Annotated in this window: 18 protein-coding genes; 6 read left to right on the top strand and 12 right to left on the bottom strand. The window is 73.8% G+C overall.

Annotated elements, in window-relative coordinates; genetic code table 11:
• Positions 1 to 124 precede the first annotated feature (124 nt).
• Positions 125 to 1,411, bottom strand: coding sequence for a phytase (locus tag ACFY29_RS34085; RefSeq protein ID WP_386992767.1), 1,287 nt, complete (start codon positions 1,409 to 1,411; stop codon positions 125 to 127).
• 54 nt (positions 1,412 to 1,465) lie between these two features.
• Between ACFY29_RS34085 and ACFY29_RS34080 the strand changes: the two genes are divergently transcribed.
• Positions 1,466 to 2,800 (top strand): SAM-dependent methyltransferase, encoded by a 1,335-nt coding sequence (locus tag ACFY29_RS34080; protein ID WP_386992765.1) that lies wholly within the window; start codon positions 1,466 to 1,468, stop codon positions 2,798 to 2,800.
• Complete coding sequence (locus ACFY29_RS34075; RefSeq protein ID WP_328421204.1) at positions 2,797 to 3,984, top strand: NADH-quinone oxidoreductase subunit D; 1,188 nt, start codon at positions 2,797 to 2,799, stop codon at positions 3,982 to 3,984. The genes ACFY29_RS34080 and ACFY29_RS34075 overlap by 4 nt, the downstream gene beginning before the upstream one ends.
• 10 nt (positions 3,985 to 3,994) lie before the next feature.
• Here ACFY29_RS34075 and ACFY29_RS34070 read toward each other — a convergent pair whose 3' ends face one another.
• From ACFY29_RS34070 to ACFY29_RS34055, 4 genes are all read right to left on the bottom strand, one after another.
• A complete protein-coding gene (locus ACFY29_RS34070) occupies positions 3,995 to 5,701 on the bottom strand; it encodes a hypothetical protein (protein ID WP_386992763.1) in 1,707 nt (568 codons plus the stop codon).
• Positions 5,702 to 5,811: 110 nt separating this feature from the next.
• On the bottom strand, positions 5,812 to 6,816 hold the full coding sequence (locus ACFY29_RS34065; protein WP_386992761.1) for a glycine betaine ABC transporter substrate-binding protein: 1,005 nt from the start codon (positions 6,814 to 6,816) through the stop codon (positions 5,812 to 5,814).
• Between the two features lie 225 nt (positions 6,817 to 7,041).
• Positions 7,042 to 7,779: an ABC transporter permease gene (locus ACFY29_RS34060; protein ID WP_355601894.1), complete on the bottom strand. Its 738-nt coding sequence runs from the start codon at positions 7,777 to 7,779 to the stop codon at positions 7,042 to 7,044.
• Positions 7,776 to 8,462, bottom strand: coding sequence for an ABC transporter permease (locus ACFY29_RS34055; RefSeq protein WP_328421212.1), 687 nt, complete (start codon positions 8,460 to 8,462; stop codon positions 7,776 to 7,778). The genes ACFY29_RS34060 and ACFY29_RS34055 overlap by 4 nt, the downstream gene beginning before the upstream one ends.
• A gap of 2 nt (positions 8,463 to 8,464) precedes the next feature.
• On the opposite strand from ACFY29_RS34055, the gene ACFY29_RS34050 reads away from it, so the two are divergent.
• Positions 8,465 to 9,469 (top strand): ABC transporter ATP-binding protein, encoded by a 1,005-nt coding sequence (locus ACFY29_RS34050; RefSeq protein WP_386992758.1) that lies wholly within the window; start codon positions 8,465 to 8,467, stop codon positions 9,467 to 9,469.
• Between the two features lie 89 nt (positions 9,470 to 9,558).
• Here the strand turns inward: ACFY29_RS34050 and ACFY29_RS34045 are convergent, their stop codons facing one another.
• The 7 genes from ACFY29_RS34045 to folP all read right to left on the bottom strand — a co-directional run bounded on the left by ACFY29_RS34045 (position 9,559) and on the right by folP (position 14,239).
• Positions 9,559 to 10,059: a hypothetical protein gene (locus ACFY29_RS34045; RefSeq protein WP_386992756.1), complete on the bottom strand. Its 501-nt coding sequence runs from the start codon at positions 10,057 to 10,059 to the stop codon at positions 9,559 to 9,561.
• A 56-nt stretch (positions 10,060 to 10,115) separates the two neighbouring features.
• Positions 10,116 to 10,424, bottom strand: coding sequence for a hypothetical protein (locus ACFY29_RS34040; RefSeq protein WP_328421218.1), 309 nt, complete (start codon positions 10,422 to 10,424; stop codon positions 10,116 to 10,118).
• A gap of 53 nt (positions 10,425 to 10,477) precedes the next feature.
• A complete protein-coding gene (locus ACFY29_RS34035; protein ID WP_386992754.1) occupies positions 10,478 to 11,689 on the bottom strand; it encodes an ABC transporter permease in 1,212 nt (403 codons plus the stop codon).
• 119 nt (positions 11,690 to 11,808) lie between these two features.
• Complete coding sequence (locus tag ACFY29_RS34030; RefSeq protein WP_355601901.1) at positions 11,809 to 12,348, bottom strand: DUF3180 domain-containing protein; 540 nt, start codon at positions 12,346 to 12,348, stop codon at positions 11,809 to 11,811.
• Positions 12,349 to 12,367: 19 nt separating this feature from the next.
• Complete coding sequence (folK, locus tag ACFY29_RS34025; protein ID WP_355601903.1) at positions 12,368 to 12,895, bottom strand: 2-amino-4-hydroxy-6-hydroxymethyldihydropteridine diphosphokinase; 528 nt, start codon at positions 12,893 to 12,895, stop codon at positions 12,368 to 12,370.
• A complete protein-coding gene (gene folB / locus ACFY29_RS34020; protein ID WP_386992751.1) occupies positions 12,892 to 13,257 on the bottom strand; it encodes a dihydroneopterin aldolase in 366 nt (121 codons plus the stop codon). Before folB ends, folK begins: the two co-directional genes overlap by 4 nt.
• A 112-nt stretch (positions 13,258 to 13,369) precedes the next feature.
• Complete coding sequence (folP, locus tag ACFY29_RS34015) at positions 13,370 to 14,239, bottom strand: dihydropteroate synthase (RefSeq protein WP_328421228.1); 870 nt, start codon at positions 14,237 to 14,239, stop codon at positions 13,370 to 13,372.
• A gap of 358 nt (positions 14,240 to 14,597) precedes the next feature.
• Here folP and ACFY29_RS34010 point away from each other — a divergent pair, with 358 nt between their 5' ends.
• Genes ACFY29_RS34010 through ACFY29_RS34000 form a run of 3 tightly spaced genes read left to right on the top strand, consistent with a single transcriptional unit; the run spans position 14,598 to position 18,751 of the window.
• The gene (locus ACFY29_RS34010; RefSeq protein ID WP_053654780.1) at positions 14,598 to 14,912 is read left to right on the top strand and encodes a hypothetical protein; all 315 of its coding nucleotides are present in this window, start codon (positions 14,598 to 14,600) and stop codon (positions 14,910 to 14,912) included.
• 13 nt (positions 14,913 to 14,925) lie between these two features.
• Complete coding sequence (locus ACFY29_RS34005) at positions 14,926 to 15,288, top strand: hypothetical protein (protein WP_007466101.1); 363 nt, start codon at positions 14,926 to 14,928, stop codon at positions 15,286 to 15,288.
• A 49-nt stretch (positions 15,289 to 15,337) separates the two neighbouring features.
• Positions 15,338 to 18,751, top strand: coding sequence for an ATP-binding protein (locus ACFY29_RS34000; protein WP_386992748.1), 3,414 nt, complete (start codon positions 15,338 to 15,340; stop codon positions 18,749 to 18,751).
• The last annotated feature ends 1 nt before the right edge of the window (position 18,752 follow it).

The raw sequence follows: 18,752 nt of genomic DNA, 5'->3' as shown, positions 1-18,752 counted from the left end.
GGCCCCAACCTTCGCCCCCCCCGCCCCACCCCGCCGGCCCCCGCGGGGGGGGCACCCCCCCCCCCCGCCGGGGGGGGGGGGGCCGGCGGCCCCCCCGGGGGGGGGCGGGCCCCCCCCCCGCCGGTCAGTGCCGGGGGCGGAGGAATCCGGCGTCGAGGAACTTGAAGTCGGTGTCCGGACGGGCCTCGCCGTCCTCACCCGGGGTCTCCGGGGTGTTCCGGCCGTCGTGCACCACCAGCAGACCACCCGGGTAACCGGGCAACGGGGTGGAGACCACGGCCGCGCCGTCACACTCCTGCGACCCGTCGACCCGGCCGTCGACCACCGCGAACCGGCCCGTCGGCCGATCGGTGCGCCGGTCGTAGGTGTAGAAGGTGTCGTCACCCTGACTGGACACGAGCAGGGTGCCGGTGGAACGCCCGGTGGGGTAGATGGTCAGCCCCTCCACGTCCTGGGCGATCCGGCCGCCGAAACCGGGATCAGCCGCGTAGTCGGTCACGCAGTCCTCCTCCTCGGCGTCGTACGCCGCCGGCACGCCGTACTCGCGGACCCGCTCCACCGACACCGGTGCGCCCACGAACCGGCCGTGAACCAGTCGGGTCCGCCACAGCCCGACCTTCTCCTGGGCCAGGTGCACCACCCCGCTGTCCGGGTCCACCACCGTCCCCTCCACCTGCGGGCCGTCACCCGGGTCGGTGCACGGCGACCACGCGGTGCCGTCGGGCAGGGTGAACGTGCTGGGCAGGGTCAGCCGGTCCACCCGCCGGTAGCTCACCTTCCCGGCCCGCTCCACCAGCCGGAACACCCCCACCTCCGGGGTGCTGCGCCGGCTCACCACGGCGTACACGCTCCCGTCGGTGTCGGTGTACATGCCCAGCCCGTACGCGGTGCGCTGCTCGTTGACCCCGGCCTGGTCGGCGTTGAACGCGAACGGCACGTCCGGCGCGGTGACGTCGGTCAGCAGCCGGGTGCGCGGGTCGATCCGGTAGAAGCGCAGGTGGTCACGCCCCCGGTCGGTGACCACGGCCAGGTCCGCGCGCCGGCCGGCCAGCCGGAACCCGCCGACCAGGTCGACGTTGTTGAACCGGCCAGCCTCGTCCTCCGGTCCGGGTGCCGGCGGGGTGGCGATCACCTGTCGTTCGCGGGCCCGCAGGTCGTACACCCGCAGACCGCCGTTCTTCGCGGTGGCGATGACCAGGCTGCCGGCCCGGTCGGTCGGGTTGACCCAGATCGCCGGATCGTCCGCGTCGGCGTCCCCGCCGGCCGCGTCGTCAAAGAGGGAGGGGGTCTCGACCACCGCGCGGACCGGGCGCGGAGTGTCGGTCCCTGCGGGGCTCGGCGCGGCGGTCGCGGGCGCACCGGCCAGCAGCAGCTGTACGACCGCCAGCGCGGGGATCACGAGTCGTCTCATACCCGGTGACCGTAGGGTCGGCACGGTGACGCACCCTGAACACGGAATGAACTGATGTCGATTCCCTGGCGTGACGCGATGAGCCGGGCGCTCTACGGGCCGGGCGGCTTCTTCGTGGCCGGCGCCGGGCCGGCCGACCACTTCCGGACCAGCGTGCACGCCTCCCCGGCGTTCGCCAGCGCACTGCTGCGCCTGATCTCCGAGGTGGACACGGCCCTCGGCCACCCTTCCCGCCTCTCCGTGGTCGACGTCGGCGCTGGGCGAGGGGAGCTGCTCCTTACCCTGCTCAGGCTCGTCTCATCCGAAGACGCCGCCGGGTTCGCCGCATCCGAGACCGCCGCCGGGCTCGCGGTGGGGGTTTCCGGGGAGCCCACCCGCTCCGGGCGGTCAGGCTTGATCCCTCCGCGGGCGGGCTCCCCGGAAACCCTGACCGCCACGGCCGCCGCCCGGCCGTCACGCGACGATCCGTCGTCGGGCGCCGTCCGTCCGTCGCTGGCGGAACGGGTGCGGTTCACGGCGGTTGAGCTGGCGCCTCGCCCCGAGCACCTGCCTGAGGAGATCGAGTGGGTGTCCGCGATTCCTGCTGGGATCAACGGGGTGCTGCTGGCAACCGAGTGGTTGGACAACGTTCCGTTGGACGTGGCGGTGCACACCAGGGATGGCTGGCAGTACCTGCTGGTCGACCCGAACAGTGGCGCGGAGACGGTTGGTGAACCCGTCAGCCCTGACGATCTCGAATGGTTGACGACATGGTGGCCAAGGCCCACGAGCCTGCCTGGTGCGGACCGTGACCTGAATCCGGCGGCGGCCGGAACTGCCGCAACCAGCGGAAGCGAGTCGGGTTTCCGGGCAGCCCGGCCGGCGCAGGGATCAAGCCTGACCGCCCGGAGCTGGCCGGGCTGCCCGGAAACCCCCCACAGCGACCACACGCGAGCCGAGATCGGGCGGGCAAGAGACGCAGCATGGGCGGACGCGATAAGCAGGATCGAGCGAGGGATGGCCGTGGCCGTGGACTACGGGCACCTGCGGGACGGGCGGCCGGTGGACGGGACGCTGACCGGGTATCGGAGTGGGCGGCAGGTGCCTCCGGTGCCGGACGGGTCGGCTGACGTGACCGCGCACGTGGCCATGGACTCGGTCGCCTCCGCTGGCGCAGCGGTCGCCCGGTGTGCGTACTCCCTGGTCTCGCAGCGGGAGGCGCTGCGGGCGCTCGGGGCCGACGGCGGCCGACCGCCGCTGAGCCTGGCCGGCACCGACCCGGCGGGGTACGTGCGGGCACTGGCCGCCGCGTCGGCGGTGGCCGAGCTGACCGACCCGGCCGGGCTCGGCGGGCACTGGTGGCTGCGGCAACCGGTCGGCATCCCGCTCGGGCCGGCCGTGGCACGATGACGGGCATGACCACCGACGCCGGGGACCTCCGTGAACTGACCGTCGGCACCGGGGCCGGCCTGGTCGCCGACACCGGCGGTGAGCAGCTCGGCACCGACATGGTGCTGAACATCGGCCCGCAGCACCCCTCCACGCACGGCGTGCTGCGGCTGAAGCTGGTGCTCGACGGTGAGCGGGTGGTCGCCTGCGAACCGATCGTCGGCTACATGCACCGGGGCGCGGAGAAGCTCTTCGAGGTGCGCGACTACCGGCAGATCATCGTGCTGGCCAACCGGCACGACTGGCTGTCCGCGTTCTCCAACGAGCTGGGTGTGGTGCTCGCGGTGGAGCGGCTGATGGGCATGGAGGTGCCGGAGCGGGCCACCTGGCTGCGGATGGCGCTGGCCGAGCTGAACAGGGTGCTCAACCACCTGATGTTCCTCGGCTCCTACCCGCTGGAGATCGGCGCGATCACGCCGATGTTCTACGCCTTCCGGGAACGGGAGACCATCCAGGCGGTGATGGAGGAGGTCTCCGGCGGCCGGATCCACTACATGTTCAACCGGGTGGGCGGGCTCAAGGAAGAGGTGCCGTACGGCTGGACCGGACGGGCCCGCGCGGCGATCGGCGAGGTACGCCGGCGGTTGCCCGACCTGGACCACCTGATCCGGCGCAACGACATCTTCCTGGCCCGGACCGTGGGGGTGGGCGTGCTCTCCGCCGCCGACGCCGCCGCGTTCGGCGCGTCCGGGCCGGTGGCCCGGGCCTCCGGGCTCGACCTGGACCTGCGGCGCGACGATCCCTACCTGGCCTACGACGAGCTGGACGTGCCGGTGGTGACGAAGACCGCCGGCGACTGCCACGCCCGCTTCGAGGTGCTGCTCGACCAGGTGTACGCGTCGCTGGACCTCGCCGAGCAGTGCCTGGACCGGGTGGATCAGCTGACCGGGCCGATCAACACCCGGTTGCCCAAGGTGCTCAAGGCGCCGGAGGGGCACACCTACGCCTGGACCGAGAACCCGCTCGGCATCAACGGCTACTACCTGGTCTCCCGTGGCGAGAAGACGCCGTGGCGGCTGAAGCTGCGCACCGCGTCGTACGCCAACGTGCAGGCGCTGGCCACCCTGCTCCCCGGCTGCCTGGTGCCGGACCTGATCGCCATCCTCGGCTCGATGTTCTTCGTGGTCGGGGACATCGACAAGTGACCTGACCGGGTCAGCGCCAGCGGTCGGTGGGCGGGGCGCCGCCGGCGCGCGGCGCATCGTCCTGCGGCGGGTAGCCGTACTGCTCCTCGACGCGGCGCCGGCCGGCCCGCTCGGGTGCGGGTTCCGCCTGGTGGCCGCGCTGGCGCGGGGGGCGCCACTCGTCCGGCACCGGCACGCCGCCGACCGGCAGCGCTGGCCGGTCCTCCGGTTCGGCCCGCCAGCCGCCGTCGCGGTCGTGCCGGCGCGCCGGCTCGTCCCGGTGGTACGACTCGCGCTCGTCGTAGCCACGCGGCTCGTCGTACCGGCGCGCGTCCTCGTACCGGCGGGGCTCCTCGTGGCGGACGGTGGCCCATCGGTCGGCCACCTGGTACTCGGTGCCGGTGGCGTCCGCGTGCATTTCGGCCCGGCGCTCACCGACCCGCAGCTCACGGCCGTGCTCGTCGTCGCGGACGGCCGCCCACCGGTCACCGGTGCGCAGCTGCGACCAGTACTCGCCGGTGTCGTCCGCTCGCAGGGCCGGCCCGGGCTGCGGCGATGCCGTCCGGTCCGGCTCACGCTGCTTCGACCAGCCGCGGTCGTCGTGGTGGTCGTCGGGGTTCGGCCAGGAACCCGGGTGCTGCCGCTCGGGCGCGCGCTCGGGTCGGGCGCCCCAGCCGGGCTCACCCCGGGTCGCGGCCTGCGCGGCCCAGGGCCGGTCGTCGCCGGAGCGGCGATCGTCGGCGGGGCGGGCACGGTCGTCGTAGCCGGACCGGGGGCGTTCCTCGGGCTCACCCCACGAGCGGTCAGCCGGCCGGGAAGGCTCCTCCGCGCCGCCGCCCCGGGCCCACTCCCGTGCCGGCGGGGTCCACTGGCCGGCGTATCCGCCGCCGTACGGCGCACCCGGCTCGGCCGGACCGCCGTCCACCACGGTGTGCCGGGTGGTCACGTGCACGGTCTCGGTGTGCCGGACCACGCCGTGCGGCCGGTGCGCCGGCTCAGGGCGGTCCTGCTCACGAGGGCGAGGAGCCGACCCGTAGCCGGCGGCGGCTGGCCGCTGCGCGCCGTACACCCCGCCGGCTGTCGGCGGCTCGGCACCGTACAGCCCGCCGCTGGCCGGCGGCTCGGCGCTGGCGTCGGCGGCCGACCGCGGGTACGCCGGCTCGTCATCGTCGGCGCGCTCGGGACGGCTCCACCGGGGGGTGGCGTCCTCCGGACCTGGCACCCGGCCCCGACCGGCCGGGGCGTCGCCGGGCACCGGCACCCGGCTGCGGGCGACCGGAGCGGCGTCCACCGGCTCGGCGGCTGGCACCCGTGCCCGGCCGGCACCCGCCGGGTCAACGGAGGGGGTGGCACCGGCGAGGGCGGCGCCGCTGGCGTCGAGGCGGCGGCGGACTGCGGCGACCCCCTCCTGGGCCCGCTGCGCCTGGTCGAGCGCCTGGTTGCCGCGCTGAGCGGCAGCCACGATCTCGGTGCGCAACTCCCGGCGAAGCTCCTCGATCTCGTCCAGCAGCTCGTCGGCCCGCGCCGAGGCACCCTCCCCATCGGTCCGCAGCGCGATGGAGAGGCCGATCAGCACCACCGCCAGGATGGCGAGCACCGCCGCGAAGCGCAGCGGCCCGTTGCCGTCGGCGACCAACAGGATCAGCGCCGCCACCGGGGCGAGGGCCACACCGGCCCAGAAGAGCATGGTCAGCAGCGGCGATTGACGCCGGGCGTCGGGGGTGACCGGGGCTGGCATGGCTGTGCAGCCTACCGACGATCCCCACCTGAGGGAACGGGTCCCCGGAACGCGCGGACGCCCCCGCCCCGGGTGGGGGCGGGGGCGTCGTCAGCACGCCACGCGGTGGCTCAACTGGTGGCGAAGGCGCTGTCCGAGGAGAAGATCAGGCCGACGCTGATGGCACCGGTGCGCAGCCCGTTCTTGGTCAGCGGCCCGCCCTGGTCCAGCGAGGAGAACGAGCCCACCGACAGCCCGTACGTCTTCTCCAGGCCCGGCTTGCAGAACGGACGCTGCTGGCACTCCGGCGGGCCACCCAGCACGGTCGCGTTGCCGGAGCACTTCGCGGCCAACTCGGAGAGGGTCCGCACGCCGTACTTGTCGGCGAAGGCCTGGGTCACCGCGAAGGCGTTCTGGTCCTGCGCGGCGGCCGGGGCACCGAAGGTGATGCCCGCCTTGTCGCCTTCGGCCTTGAGCGCGGCCACCGTGTTGTTGATGTCGGGCGAGGAGACCGGCGGGGGGTTGGCGCCGTTGGCCTTGGTGTTGAGGAACTCGGCCATGGTCGCGGCGTACTCCGGGACGACCTGGATCTCGCCCTTCTCCAGTGCCGGCTCGTAGAGCTCCCGGTTGCCGATCTGCTGAACCTTGACCTGGTAGCCGGCGGCGGTGAGTGCGATCCGGTACAGCTCGGCCAACGTCTGGCTCTCGCTGAAGTTGCCGGCGCCGACGACGATGTCGCCGCCCGGCCCCTTGGCGATGCCCGCGGTGAGGTTGTTCGCGGTGGCGAACTCCTCGGCTGCCACCTTGGGGGTCTTGCGATCGGTGTCGACCGCCTTGTTGAGCAGGACCAGCTTCGGCGTGTCGAGCGCGGCGGAGACCTTGTCCAGCGCCGCGATCAGCTGCGGGTTGGCCACCTTGCTGTTGACCGCGGGAATGACGTTGTCGGAGTTCTGGAGGTTCTTGTCGTCCTGCAGAGCGATGAGCTGCTGGCCAGCGACCGGGGCGCACCCGGCCCCGGAGGCACCCGCCTGCGGCGCGTCGGTGCCGGACGAGCCGGCGTCACCGCACCCGGTCAGAAGCCCTGCCGCGGCGATGACGCCGATCGCGCCGATCGCCAGACGTGTTTTTGCGCGCATGTGCCCGCCTTCCGTGTCCCGGCGCGACCCGTCCCGGGCCGGCCGCGTGTCCGACGGGCGATCCTGGCTGTCGGTCGCCCGCGAATATCCACCCAACATGGTCCGCAACCGACCGACAACTTGGGGAGGGCTTCGTCACCGCATCGTCACCGGCCGGCCCGCCGCCGGTCGCCGGCTCGGCGACCGCTCACCCGGACGGGTAGCCCGCCGAACGGGCCGGGTGGGTCAGGCGCTGCCGGTGGCGTCGGCGGGTCGGGGCCGCCCGGCGCGCTGCTGACCGCGCCGTAGCGGACGGGGGGTGACCAGCCGTTCGACGCCGCCCAGGATCACTTCGGCCAGAAGCGCGAGCCCGGCCACCAGTACACCGCCGGCCACGATCTGACCCCCGCCGGCCGCGATGCTCAGGCCGAAGCCGGTGCGGATGATCTCGCCGAGACCGCCGCCGTTGACGAACGAGGCCAACGCTGTGGTGGCGATCACCTGCACGGCGGCGGTCCGGAAGCCGGCGGCCAGGTAGGGCACCGCGAGCGGCAACTCCACCCGACGCAGCAACTGCCCGCCCGACAGGCCCATCCCGCGCGCCGCGTCGCGGGCCTCCGGGTCCGCCTGACGTACGCCGGTGTAGGCGTTGGCCAGCAGCGGCGGTACGGCGAAGACGGCCAGGGCCACCACCACCGGCGTACGGCCGAAGCCGAGGAAGGTCAGCGGCAGGATGGTCAACAGCGCCAGGGTCGGGATGGCCAGGGTGGCGTTGGACACCAGCACCACCAGGCCGCCGCCCCGCCCGGTGTGCCCCAGCCAGAGCCCGAGCGGCCAGGCCACCAGACAGCCGAGCGCCACCGCCGCAGCCGAGATCGCCAGGTGCTCGCCGAGCCGGTCCAGGATGCCGCCGGGGTTGGTCCAGTTCAGGGGGTCGTTGAGCCAGAGCACCGCCTGGTGCACCGGGTTCGCGGCGGCGCTCACCGCGCGCCCCGGACGGACCAGGGGGTGACCAGCCGGGCCACCAGGACCAGCAGCAGATCCAGCAGCACCGCGAGCGCCACACAGAGCACCGTGCCGGTCATGATCTCGGCCTTGTAGAGGTTGTTCTGGAAGCCCGCGAAGATCAACTGCCCGAGCCCGCCGTGCCCGACCAGCACCCCCACGGTGACCAGCGCGACCGTCGACACGGTGGCCAGTCGCAGCCCGGTCAGGATGCCCGGGATCGCCAGCGGCAGGTCGATCCGGAACAGTCGCCCCCACCGGCCGTAGCCCATGCCCTCCGCGGCCTCGCGGACCTCCGGCGGCACCTGGTTGAGCCCGGCCACCACGTTGCGCACGATCAGCAGCAGCGCGTACAGGACCAACCCGACCAGCACGGTGGTGGCGCCGGTGCCCAGGTAGGGCGCGATGAACGCGAACAGCGCCAGCGACGGGATGGTGTAGATCACACCGGTGATGCCGAGGATCGGACCGGCCAGCGGGCGGAACCAGTAGGCGACCACGGACAACGGCAGGGCGATCAGCACCGCGATCAGCACCGCCCGCCCGGTGAGGGAGGCGTGTTCACGCACCGCCGCGAGGATCGTGTCAGAGTTGTCCCGCACGTACTGCCAGGAGAACCAGGGGTTACCCGGGTCGGCCCGGTAGCTCAGGCGGAAGGACATACGTGGACGTTACCCCGGAGGCCGCCGGCCTGGCCGAGTCCCCTCGCGCGGCGTCGATCTCCCTGCAGGGCATCCAGAAGCGCTACCCGAACGGCACCGAGGCCGTCCGGGAGCTGAGCCTGGAGGTCAAAGCCGGCGAGCTGGTGGTGTTGATCGGACCGTCCGGCTGCGGCAAGTCGACCGTGCTCCGCATGATCAACCGACTGATCGAACCGACCGCCGGCCGGATCATGCTCGGTGACGAGGACGTCACCGACGTCGACCCGGTGCGGCTGCGCCGTCGGATCGGCTACGTGATCCAGAACGTCGGGCTCTTTCCACATCAGACGGTCCGGGCGAACGTGGCCACCGTTCCCGGGCTGCTCGGCTGGTCGCGGGACCGGACCCGGGCCCGCGTCGAGGAGCTGCTCAACCTGGTCGGGCTGGACCCGGCCCAGTTCGGTCGCCGCTACCCGCACGAGCTGTCGGGTGGCCAGCGGCAGCGGGTCGGGGTGGCCCGCGCGCTCGCCGCCGACCCGGTGGTGCTGCTGATGGACGAGCCGTTCTCGGCCGTCGACCCGATCGTCCGGGCCCGCCTCCAGGAGGAGTTCCTCCGCCTCCAGGCCGAGGTCCGCAAGACGATCGTGCTGGTCACCCACGACCTCGACGAGGCGGTCCGGCTCGGCGACCGGATCGCCGTGCTCTCCGAGGGTGGGCACCTGGAGCAGTACGACACCCCGGCGGCCCTGCTCGGCGAGCCCGCCACCCCGTTCGTGCGCGAGTTCGTCGGTGCCGACCGGGGCATCCGCCGGTTGGCGGTCACCCCACTCGACCGGGAGTCGCTGGACCCGGTGCCCGGCGACGCCCCGGCGGACCTGCCGACCGTGCCGCTGGACGGCTCCGCGTACGACGCGCTGGCGGTGCTGCTCACCTCGGGACGGGACCGGCTCCTGGTGACCGACGACGGCCGACCGGTGGGCGCGCTCAGCCGACAGCGTCTCCTCGACCTCGGCCGCTCGACGGGCTGACCGGGCGCCGACCCGACCGTTCGAACGGGCGGCCCCGCCGGTGTCCGTCCGAGCGCCCCGGTCGGATCAGGCCAGCACAGCCGGTCGGGTCACGCCCGGCCGCCGAGGCTGGCAGTGCCGATGATCCAGCCGGAGAGGAAGCCGTAGCCGGCGCCGGCGCTGGCGTCCTGCAACGCCCCCAACAGCGACGGGTCCGGGCCGAGCAGCGCCGCCAGCACGGCGGCGAGCCCACCGGCCAGCACGTACGCGGCCCAGCCGGAGAAGAACTGGCTGACCGGACCGGGCACCCGGGCCACCTGGGCGGCGGGCAGCAGGTACAGCAGGGCCACCGCGAGGATCACCAGCAGCACGGCCCGCAGGTCGGCGGCGAACAACCCGCCGGCCTGGCCGTCCGCGTCCAGCTGCCAGGCCGGCCAGGCGAGCACTCGCAGGTAGTAGGCGACGCCCGACTCCGGGTCGGTCTGGGTGCCGGCCCACCCGGTGTACGCCGGGCTGCCGCCGATGCCGACCAGCAGCAGCACGGCGAGCGCCCCGGTGCCGGCGGCCGTCCCGTAGCGGCTGACCGGGCCGGAGCGGTGGAAGAGTGCCATGATCCGCCCAGGGCCCGAGCCAGCCGGCCGGGCGGACCTGGGCTGCCCCGACCGGCTCAGTGCTTCTGCAGGTAGTCGATGAAGGCGGCCCGCAGCAGTGGTGCCGACTCCTCATAGCCATGACCGGTCAGCTCCCGCCACAGCGCGGAGGCCTCGTCGATGGTCGGGCCGATCGAGTTCGGCGCGCCGTCCAGGACCGTCGCCTCGTCCGCGTTCGGCAGGTGCCGCAGCACCGACCAGAAGAACCCCACGTCGCGGTGCTCCCGGGCCCGGGCGAACGCCCGCTCCCGCAACTCCTCGGTGGACAGCGCGTCGAGCTCCTCGAACGAGGATCCGCCGGGGGTGGCGGCAGGTGTGTCGGTCATGCCGCCGAGCCTAACCGTCGAGATCAGCTCCGGCTCGGCGGACGCGGCACGGCTCACCGGCCATCGTCCCACCGGCGCGGGCTGTCCTCCCAGCGCGGGTCCCGCCACGGGTCGGCCTGTTGGGGCGCAGCCGGCGTCGGCAGCGTGGGGGGCCAGTTGTCGACCGGCTGCGACAGCGGCACGTTCCAGCCCGTGCTGATCGTGCCGTCACCGAGCGGCTCCGGCCTGTCGGTGCTGCCCGGCCGGGGCCGCCCGAACGTCTCGACCAGCCGGGTGACCAGCAGCCCGACGCCGATCGCCACGCCGCCGACCGTCCAGACGTCCACCGTCCAGTCGCGCGCCCGCGCGTACGCCTGGAAGGTCGTGACCAGGCCAACCGCCAGCAGGGTCCCGAACACCCCGCCCCGGCGGCCGAACGCGCTGGTGCCGCCCAGCAGGGCCATCCCGATCGCCAGCACGGTCCAGTCCAGCCCGGGGGTGGGCGTGACCGACCCGGGGCCGTTGGCGGCGAGCAGCACGCCGGCGAGCGCGGCCAGCACCGTGGAGCCGACCAGGGCGACCGCGGTGACCACGGCGGCCACCGCACCCCGGCGACGGGCCGGATCGGCGACCGGCCGGTTCCGGCCGACCAGCCGACGGATCGCCCGGATCCCCCCGAACAGCCCGCCGAGGATCGCCACTGCGGCGAACCCGGCGAAGAGGTAGCCGGCGGTACGCCCCGGGTCGTAGTCGCCCTGCACCAGCACGGGCGCCGACCGGCGTTCGATGAACACCATCACGCCGGCCGCGCCGGCCAGGCTGGCCGCCCAGCCCGGCACGTGCAGCACCACCACGGCCAGCGCCAGCGCCAGCCCGCCCAGCGCGGCGACCGCGATGGCCGGGCCGAGGGAGTCGCGCAGGCCCTGGTCGCCCTGCTCCGCGTAGTGCAGTGCGGCGGCGAGCGCGATCGGCCCGACCGCCAGGTTCGGGGCGGCGGTACGCAGGCTCAGCCCGGCGGCGAGGGCGAGCAGCCCCAGCCCGACCGCGTCGACCAGCAGCGTGCGCAGGCCAGCGCCGCGCAGCGCCGCCGGGTCGGCCCGCCAGAGCAGCCAGCCCAGGGCGGCGAGAGCGGCCAGCAGCAGGATCTCCCAGACCACGTGCACGCCCACCCGGTCCCGACCGGGCTCACCGTGAGTGGGGTCGTCGAAGACGTTCTCCAGAACGGTGGCGGGGACCCCGGATGAGGGCTCCACCGACCGGTCCCGGCCCGTTTCTTCGTACGTCATCACGCCGCCTCCCCGCTGGCCGGCCCTCCCTGGTCCGGCGCGCGGACGGACCGGGGCGGCCGTTGCTCTCCGGTCGCAGGCACCGTACCCGCGCCCGGAGCCGGGCGTAACCCCTCTGCTCAGCGCTGGCCGGGGCGGCTCTCCCGCTGGTCGGGGTCGCGCTCGTCGTCCGGGCGCTCCGGCACCCGGCAGGAGCGCTCCAGCCAGAGCGCGGCACCGACCAGCGCCAGCGAGGCGAGCAGGCCACCTCCGGCGGCCGGCCGATCCTCCACGGCAGCCTGAGTGGTCTCGACGAAGAGCCAGCCGGTGAGCCCGGCGTAGAAGCCGGCGAAGATGGCCGCGGCCAGCGCCGACGCCTTGGCCAGCACCACGAACCGGGCCACCAGCAGCGGGTTGACCGGCTCCCGGCCGGGCTTGCGCTCGATCCGACCTCGGGTGTTGATTGCGGCGTACCCCTCCAGCACGGCGAGCCCGGCCAGTGTCACCACCGGCAGCCAGGGCAGCCGGGGGATGCCGCTGTAGTAGAGGGTGCTGATCAGCAGCCAGGCCACCGCAGCCGCGGCCAGGGCGGCCACGACCAGGGTGGAGATCCGGGTGGGGCCCATCCGCGACCGGTCCGGGCCCGGCCCGCCCGGTGGTGGGGACTTCGCCTGCGTCATGCCGGCCGGCTCCGCTCGGTCATGCCGTCGACTCTAACGCCAACTCCGGCCGGGGACGCAGATCCAGCGCGTCCTCCGCCGCGGGGCCGGCGGTGAGCAGGTCGGTCAGCCAGCCGTGACCGGGCAGCCGTCCGTACGGCTGGATGTCGATCCACGGTCGCAGCACGAAGGCGCGCAGGTGTGCCCGGGGGTGTGGCAGGGTCAGCTCGGGGTCGTCGCTGAGCACCGGCTCGTCGTCGTCGCCCCAGACCGCGATCACGTCCACGTCGAGGGTGCGCGGCCCGAACCGCCGCTGTGGGTCACGGACCCGGCCGGCCGCGCGCTCCGCGGCCCGGGCCCGCTCCAGCCAGTCGCGCGGGGCGGCGGCGTCGTCCTGGGCCAGCAGCACCGCGTTGAGGTACGCGGGCTGGTCCTCGTCCCCCCACGGTGGAGTCTCGTACACGCCGGAGAGCACCAGCACAGCGTCGCCGAGCGTCGCGACGGCCGTCCGGAGATGGCCCAGCCGGTCGCCCAGGTTGCTGCCGAGCGAGAGCACGGCCCGGGTCACCGGGCACGCGCCCGGGTCATGGTGACGGCCACGTCGGTGAAGGTGTGCGGCACCGGCGCCTCCGGCTTGTGCACCGTGATCGTGGCGGTGCCGACCCGCTCGTCGGCCAGACAGACCGCGAGCAGCCGGTCCGCGAGGGTCTCGATCAGGTTCACCGGCTCACCGGTCACCACCGCGACCAGGCGTTCGGCCAACTCGCCGTAGTGGACGGTGGCGCTGACGTCGTCGCTGGCGGCGGCCGGGGCGAGGTCCAACTCGAGGATCGCGTCGACCACGAAGTCCTGCCCCTGGACACGTTCGAAGTCGTACACCCCGTGCCGGCCGCGGGCCCGCAGGCCGGTCAGCTGAATCCGGTCGGTCATCGCTTCCTCTCTCGCCGACCGGCCACCCGACCGGTCGGTCCTGCGCCTGTCGGGGGTGCCTGACGTGGGCCGGCGCGTCCGGCAGAGCACCGGCGCGCCCGACGTGGGCCGGTCATTCGGGCCGCCCGTGACCGACCCGCGTGGTGGCCAGGTGCGGGCGTCCGGTGGCGGCCCAGACGGCGAGCGCGTCGGCGGTGGCCCGCACGTCGTGCACGCGTACCCCCCAGGCGCCCGCCGCGACCGCCAGCACGCTGGTGGCGACGGTGGCCGCCTCCCGCTGCGCGGTGGGTCGCGGCGTGTCGTCCGGGGCGGCGAGCAGCCGGCCCAGGTAGGACTTGCGGCTGGCGCCGAAGAGCAGCGGGTACCCGAGATCCAGCAACTCCGGCAGGCGGGCGCTGAGCTCCCAGTTGTGCGCGGCGGTCTTGGCGAAGCCGAGGCCGGGGTCGATGACGATGCGGTCGGCGGCCACCCCGGCGGCCAGCGCCGCGTCGACCCGCTGGGCCAGTTCGGCCCGGACGTCGGCCACCACGTCGGTGTAGCTGGCCAGCTCGCGCATCTGCCGGGAGTGGCCACGCCAGTGCATCAGCACCCAGGGGCAGCCCGCGTCGCGGACCACCCGGGCCATGTTCGGGTCGGCCAGCCCACCGGAGACATCGTTGACGACCGCCGCGCCAGCGCCCAGCGCGGCCTCGGCCACCCGGGCCCGGCTGGTGTCGATGCTGACCCGCACGCCAGCGGCGGTCAGCTCGCGGATGACCGGTAGCACGCGGTCGGCCTCGGTCCCGGCGTCGATCCGCTCCGCGCCCGGGCGGGTCGACTCGCCGCCGACGTCGACCAGGTGCGCCCCTGCGTCGCGCAGACGGACGCCATGTCCGACGGCCGCATCGAGGTCGGCGTACCGTCCGCCGTCGGAGAAGGAGTCCGGCGTGACGTTGAGGACGCCCATCACCACCGGGCCCGGGGCCCGTACCAGATCGGTCACGGCTAGACGGTACCGGTCGCGGCGGCGGTGCCCTCCGACCCGGGTCGGCCGTCGCCCCACCACTCCTGACGTGCGGATTGGAACAGGTGTACGATCGGTCGTCCGGGCAGTATCTGGTAGTCCCGTCGCGGCTTGTCGCAATCCGGGGCGGCCCGTACGCTTTGGAATCGGCCAGCATCGAGATGGCGAAGCCTGGAGGGAGGGCCGAAGCGGGGAAAAACCGCCCAAAGCTCGCCACTCTCCGTGGTGAGTAACGAACGCAGGGTCGAGAACGCTGCGCCCTGTGGAGCACATTTCCCGCCAGGCTTGCCTATTGCACCGCCGCGGCACCCGCCGGCCGCGATATGGGGAGGTTCCAGTGATCGCCTTCGAGCTCATGGAGACGGCGTCGTCCGGCGTCGCCCACGCGCTCTCCACCCTGGCGTCGGCTCCACTCGCCGAGCCGGCACCGAAGGGGATCGACACCAACGGTGTGGTCACCTTCTTCGCCAGCAAGATCGCGCCAATCCTGCTGGCCGTCCTGGGCGTCATCTTCATCGGCCGAGCCAGCCGGGGCGAGATCTCCAAGGTGCTGACCAGCTCCGCGATCGCCATCGTCGGGCTGGCCTTCATCGCCGGCGCGGCCACACTCTTCTTCGTCGGCGATTACCTGATCGACCTGATCTTCGAATAGGCGCGGTCACCAGATGCGGCTGCGCACCGACGACGACATCTACCGGGCCCGCCTGGTCTACCTCGGGCCGCCCGGCTACACCCTTCCGGTCCACCTGCCGTACGCCCAGTACGGGCTCTTCATGCTGCTCGTCCCCCTCTACATGTTCATCCACTGGCTGTTCACGCTGACGGTCGAGCTCTTCCCGGCCTGGGAGATCGCGCTCGCCATCGTGACCACGTCGTTCATCTTCCGGCACGTCGACCCGGATCGGCCGGCGCGGGTTGTCATCCGCACCGCGCTGACCGACTGGCGACGTACCCGGGAGCCGGCGATCGAGCAGCGCGACCCGCGCCTGGTCGGCAGCCGGATCAGGATCCGGGAGGAGCTGGCATGACCGGGCGTACGCCGATCGGTCCGTCGCACGACGCGGGTGAGGCGGTCGCATGAGTCGCTCTTCCACGCCGGGTCCCCCGGCCGGCCGTCCGGCCGTACCGGGAGGTCACCGTGCGCAGTCATTTGACTACGCCGAATCCGAGGATGAGGTGGCGCTCGATCCCGCGCTGGTGACCTCGCCCGGGCACGGCGCGGTCGGCGTCTTCCAGGCCCCCCGGCCGGTGCCCCGCCGGACACCGCCCGCCGAGCCCAGCGCGGTGTCGGCCGGCGAGAACGCCGACATCGACTCCCCGTTCCTGGACCTCTTCGGCGCGTCCCGGCCGGGCACGGCGCGAGCCGTGCCGGCCGGCCCGGCCACCCGGGAGCAGCCGGCGATCCCGCAACAGCCGCCCGCCGCCACGCCGACCCATCCGGCCCAGCGGGTAACGGATCGGGCACCCGAACCGGAACCACGGTGGACACCCGACGACCCCGCTCGCGGCGGGCGGGCTGTCGATCCCGCCAGCGGCGGGCGGCCTGTCGAGTCGCGGCGCGGGGCCGGCAAGCCCGCCATCGAGTCCCGGGTGCCACACCAGGCCGGCGACCGGCTGCCGATGCTCCACCCCCCGACCGAGCCCAACCCGGCTACCGCGGGCACCTCCGCGTCGTCGACCAGCGGTCCGGCGACCTGGCCGCCGGCCAGCACCGCGCCGGAGGACCGGCCGCCGGCACCGACTTGGTCGGTCAGCGCCGGGCCGGCGGATCGGCCGGCCCTGGAGCGCGCACCGCGCCGCGCCGCCCGGACCGGCTCGGCCCTGCCCACGCCGGTCGGTGCCGAGCCGACCGGGCGGGAGATCGCCGCACCCCGCCAGCGCGCTGCGAGCCGGCCTGCCCAGCCGACCCGGGTCCGCGCGCCGAAGATCAAGTTCGGGGACCGCGACCCGTCGGTCGAGCTGGCCATCACCGAGATCGCCGGCCACCTGACGTTCACCCCGAACACCGTCACCGCCTGGTACTGGCTGCCCGAGGTGCGCTGGGCCTTCCGGCCGGACGCCGAACGCGAGGCGCTGCTGTCGGCGATCTCCGAGCAGTACGCCGGCCTGGCCGGCTTCCGGCTGCACCTGCGCCGCACCACCCGTCCGTTCCCCGCCGACGAGTGGGCGCGGACCATCGACGCGCACACCTCGGCACCGCTGCCCGACGTGCCCGGCACCGCCGGCTGGGCCGACCACCTGGTCGCCGCCCAGCGGCACCTGATGGCGGTCAACCACGCCGAGGGGCAGACCTACCTGGGCGTCACCTTCGCCCGCCGGTCGCTCGGCGACTCGCTCACCGAACGGTTGCTACGCACCTTCGGTCGCGGCACCGCCGACGGCGAACGCCGCAAGCTGGGCCGCACCGTCGAGCAGTTCGACGAGGTGCTCGGCGCGTTCGGCATGCGCGGCCGACGCGTCACCGCACAGGAGCTGGAGTGGCTGCTCTACCGCTCGGTGGCGCTGTGCATGGCACCGCCGGGCCGGCTCTCCCCGGTGACCGACGGGCGCTGGGAGCGCGGCGACCTGCTCGCCATGACCGAACAGGTCGAGCGCTACCGCACCCCGTACGGCTCGACGGTGAAGCTGGTCAACCGGATGACCGGCGAGGAACGGCACGTGGCCGTGCTCGCCGTCGGTCGGATGGAACCCCTGGAGATCCCGGAACGGCACGAGCCCTGGCTGCACTTCCACGAGCGGCTGCCCTGGCCGATGGAGATCTCCACCCGGGTCGACATCCTCGGTTCCAACGACTCGTTCCGCAATCTCGAACACCGGCTCCGCATGATCCGTTCCCAGCAGCTCGACTACGCCGAACACGGCATCGACGCGCCGCCGGAGTTGGAGCGGCTGGCCAAGCGCGCGCTGGTGATCGGCGACGAGATGACCACCGGGCTGCCGGTCGACTCGGCCCGCGCGCACGGCTGGCACCGCATCGCGGTCGGCGGCCGCACCCGGGAGGAGTGCCTGGAGCGGGCCCGTCGGCTCATCCAGCTCTACTCCCGGGAGCTGCGCATCTCGCTCCAGCACCCGAAGAACCAGGACTGGCTGGCCCGCGAGTTCATCCCCGGCGAACCGATCGCCAACACCGGTTACGTCCGTCGGATGCCGGTCCCGCTGCTCGCCGCCGCGCTCCCCCAGGCCGCCTCCAACGTGGGCGACCGGCGGGGCGACCTGATCGGCCGGACCGCGGGCACCTGCCGCCGTCCGGTCTTCCTCGACCTGCACTTCCCCATGGAGGTCCGGGAACGCTCCGGGCTCGCGGTCTTCGTGGCCGAGCCGGGCGGTGGCAAGTCGACCCTGCTCGGCGCACTTGGCTATCTCGCCGCCCGGCGGGGTGTCCAGGTGACCCTGCTCGACCCGTCCGGGCCGCTGGCCAGGCTCTGCGCCATGCCCGAGCTGCGGCCGTACTCCCGGGTGTTGAACCTGACCGGCTCGGAGCACGGAACCCTGGCGCCGTACTCGCTCATCCCGACGCCGCTGCGCAGCGAGTTCGGCGCCGGGGCCGCCGGCGACCGGGAGTTCGAGATCGCGGTCTCCAACGCGCGGGCCGAGCGGCGGATGCTGGTCCAGGACATCTGCATGATGCTCGTGCCGCCTCAGGTGGCCCGGGAGGCGTCCACCGCCACCCTCTTCCGGCACGCGGTCCGCCAGGTCCCCGCCGAGGAAACCTCCACCATGGACGACGTGGTGAGCTGCCTCGGGCGGCTCGACGACGACGCCGGCAAGGAACTGGCCAACCTGCTGCTGGACACCGCCGAGATGCCGCTGGCCATGCTCTTCTTCGGTCGGCCGCCGGAAGGGCTGCTCGGCGCCGACGCGGCGCTCACGGTGATCACCATGGCCGGGCTACGGCTGCCCGACCTCAAGATCGAACGGGAGTACTGGTCCGCCGAGGAGTCGCTCGCGCTGCCGATGCTGCACACCGCGCACCGGCTCGCCGTCCGCCGCTGCTACGGCGGGTCGATGTCCTCCCGCAAGCTGGTCGGCCTGGACGAGGCGCACTTCATGGAGGGCTGGCGGTCCGGGCGTTCGTTCCTGGTCCGCCTCGCCCGGGACTCCCGCAAGTGGAACCTGGCCGCGCTGGTCGCCTCGCAGAACCCGCGCGACATCCTCGGCCTCGACGTCCAGAACCTCGTCTCCACCGTCTTCGTCGGCCGGATCGCCGAGGACGCCGAAATCGCCTCCGAAGCGCTACGCCTGCTGCGGGTGCCGGTCAACGACGGGTACGAAGCCACCCTGGCCTCGCTCTCCGCCGCCGACACCAGCTCGTCCAACCGGCTCGGCTTCCGCGAGTTCGTGATGCGGGACGTCGACGGGCGGGTACAGAAGGTCCGGGTCGACGTCTCGTACGTCGAAGGGCTGCTGGACCACCTCGACACGACGCCCGCCGCGATCGCCGCAGCGGCCGGAGTGCTGCCGAGCATCCCCCTGCCGGATCTGGAGGCGTGAC

Source organism: Micromonospora sp. NPDC000668 (assembly GCF_042897975.1).
GTDB lineage: Bacteria > Actinomycetota > Actinomycetes > Mycobacteriales > Micromonosporaceae > Micromonospora.
Note: the sequence above shows the minus strand (reverse complement) of the source record. Positions and strands in the feature narration are given on the sequence as shown.

Bases quoted from the DNA above. Each gene is read 5' to 3' on its own strand.
- ACFY29_RS34085 (WP_386992767.1), bottom strand. From the start codon at position 1,411: ATGAGACGACTCGTGATCCCCGCGCTGGCGGTCGTACAGCTGCTGCTG.
- ACFY29_RS34080 (WP_386992765.1), top strand. From the start codon at position 1,466: ATGTCGATTCCCTGGCGTGACGCGATGAGCCGGGCGCTCTACGGGCCG.
- ACFY29_RS34075 (WP_328421204.1), top strand. From the start codon at position 2,797: ATGACGGGCATGACCACCGACGCCGGGGACCTCCGTGAACTGACCGTC.
- ACFY29_RS34070 (WP_386992763.1), bottom strand. From the start codon at position 5,701: ATGCCAGCCCCGGTCACCCCCGACGCCCGGCGTCAATCGCCGCTGCTG.
- ACFY29_RS34065 (WP_386992761.1), bottom strand. From the start codon at position 6,816: ATGCGCGCAAAAACACGTCTGGCGATCGGCGCGATCGGCGTCATCGCC.
- ACFY29_RS34055 (WP_328421212.1), bottom strand. From the start codon at position 8,462: ATGTCCTTCCGCCTGAGCTACCGGGCCGACCCGGGTAACCCCTGGTTC.
- ACFY29_RS34045 (WP_386992756.1), bottom strand. From the start codon at position 10,059: ATGGCACTCTTCCACCGCTCCGGCCCGGTCAGCCGCTACGGGACGGCC.
- ACFY29_RS34040 (WP_328421218.1), bottom strand. From the start codon at position 10,424: ATGACCGACACACCTGCCGCCACCCCCGGCGGATCCTCGTTCGAGGAG.
- ACFY29_RS34035 (WP_386992754.1), bottom strand. From the start codon at position 11,689: ATGACGTACGAAGAAACGGGCCGGGACCGGTCGGTGGAGCCCTCATCC.
- ACFY29_RS34030 (WP_355601901.1), bottom strand. From the start codon at position 12,348: ATGACGCAGGCGAAGTCCCCACCACCGGGCGGGCCGGGCCCGGACCGG.
- folB (WP_386992751.1), bottom strand. From the start codon at position 13,257: ATGACCGACCGGATTCAGCTGACCGGCCTGCGGGCCCGCGGCCGGCAC.
- ACFY29_RS34005 (WP_007466101.1), top strand. From the start codon at position 14,926: ATGCGGCTGCGCACCGACGACGACATCTACCGGGCCCGCCTGGTCTAC.
- ACFY29_RS34000 (WP_386992748.1), top strand. From the start codon at position 15,338: ATGAGTCGCTCTTCCACGCCGGGTCCCCCGGCCGGCCGTCCGGCCGTA.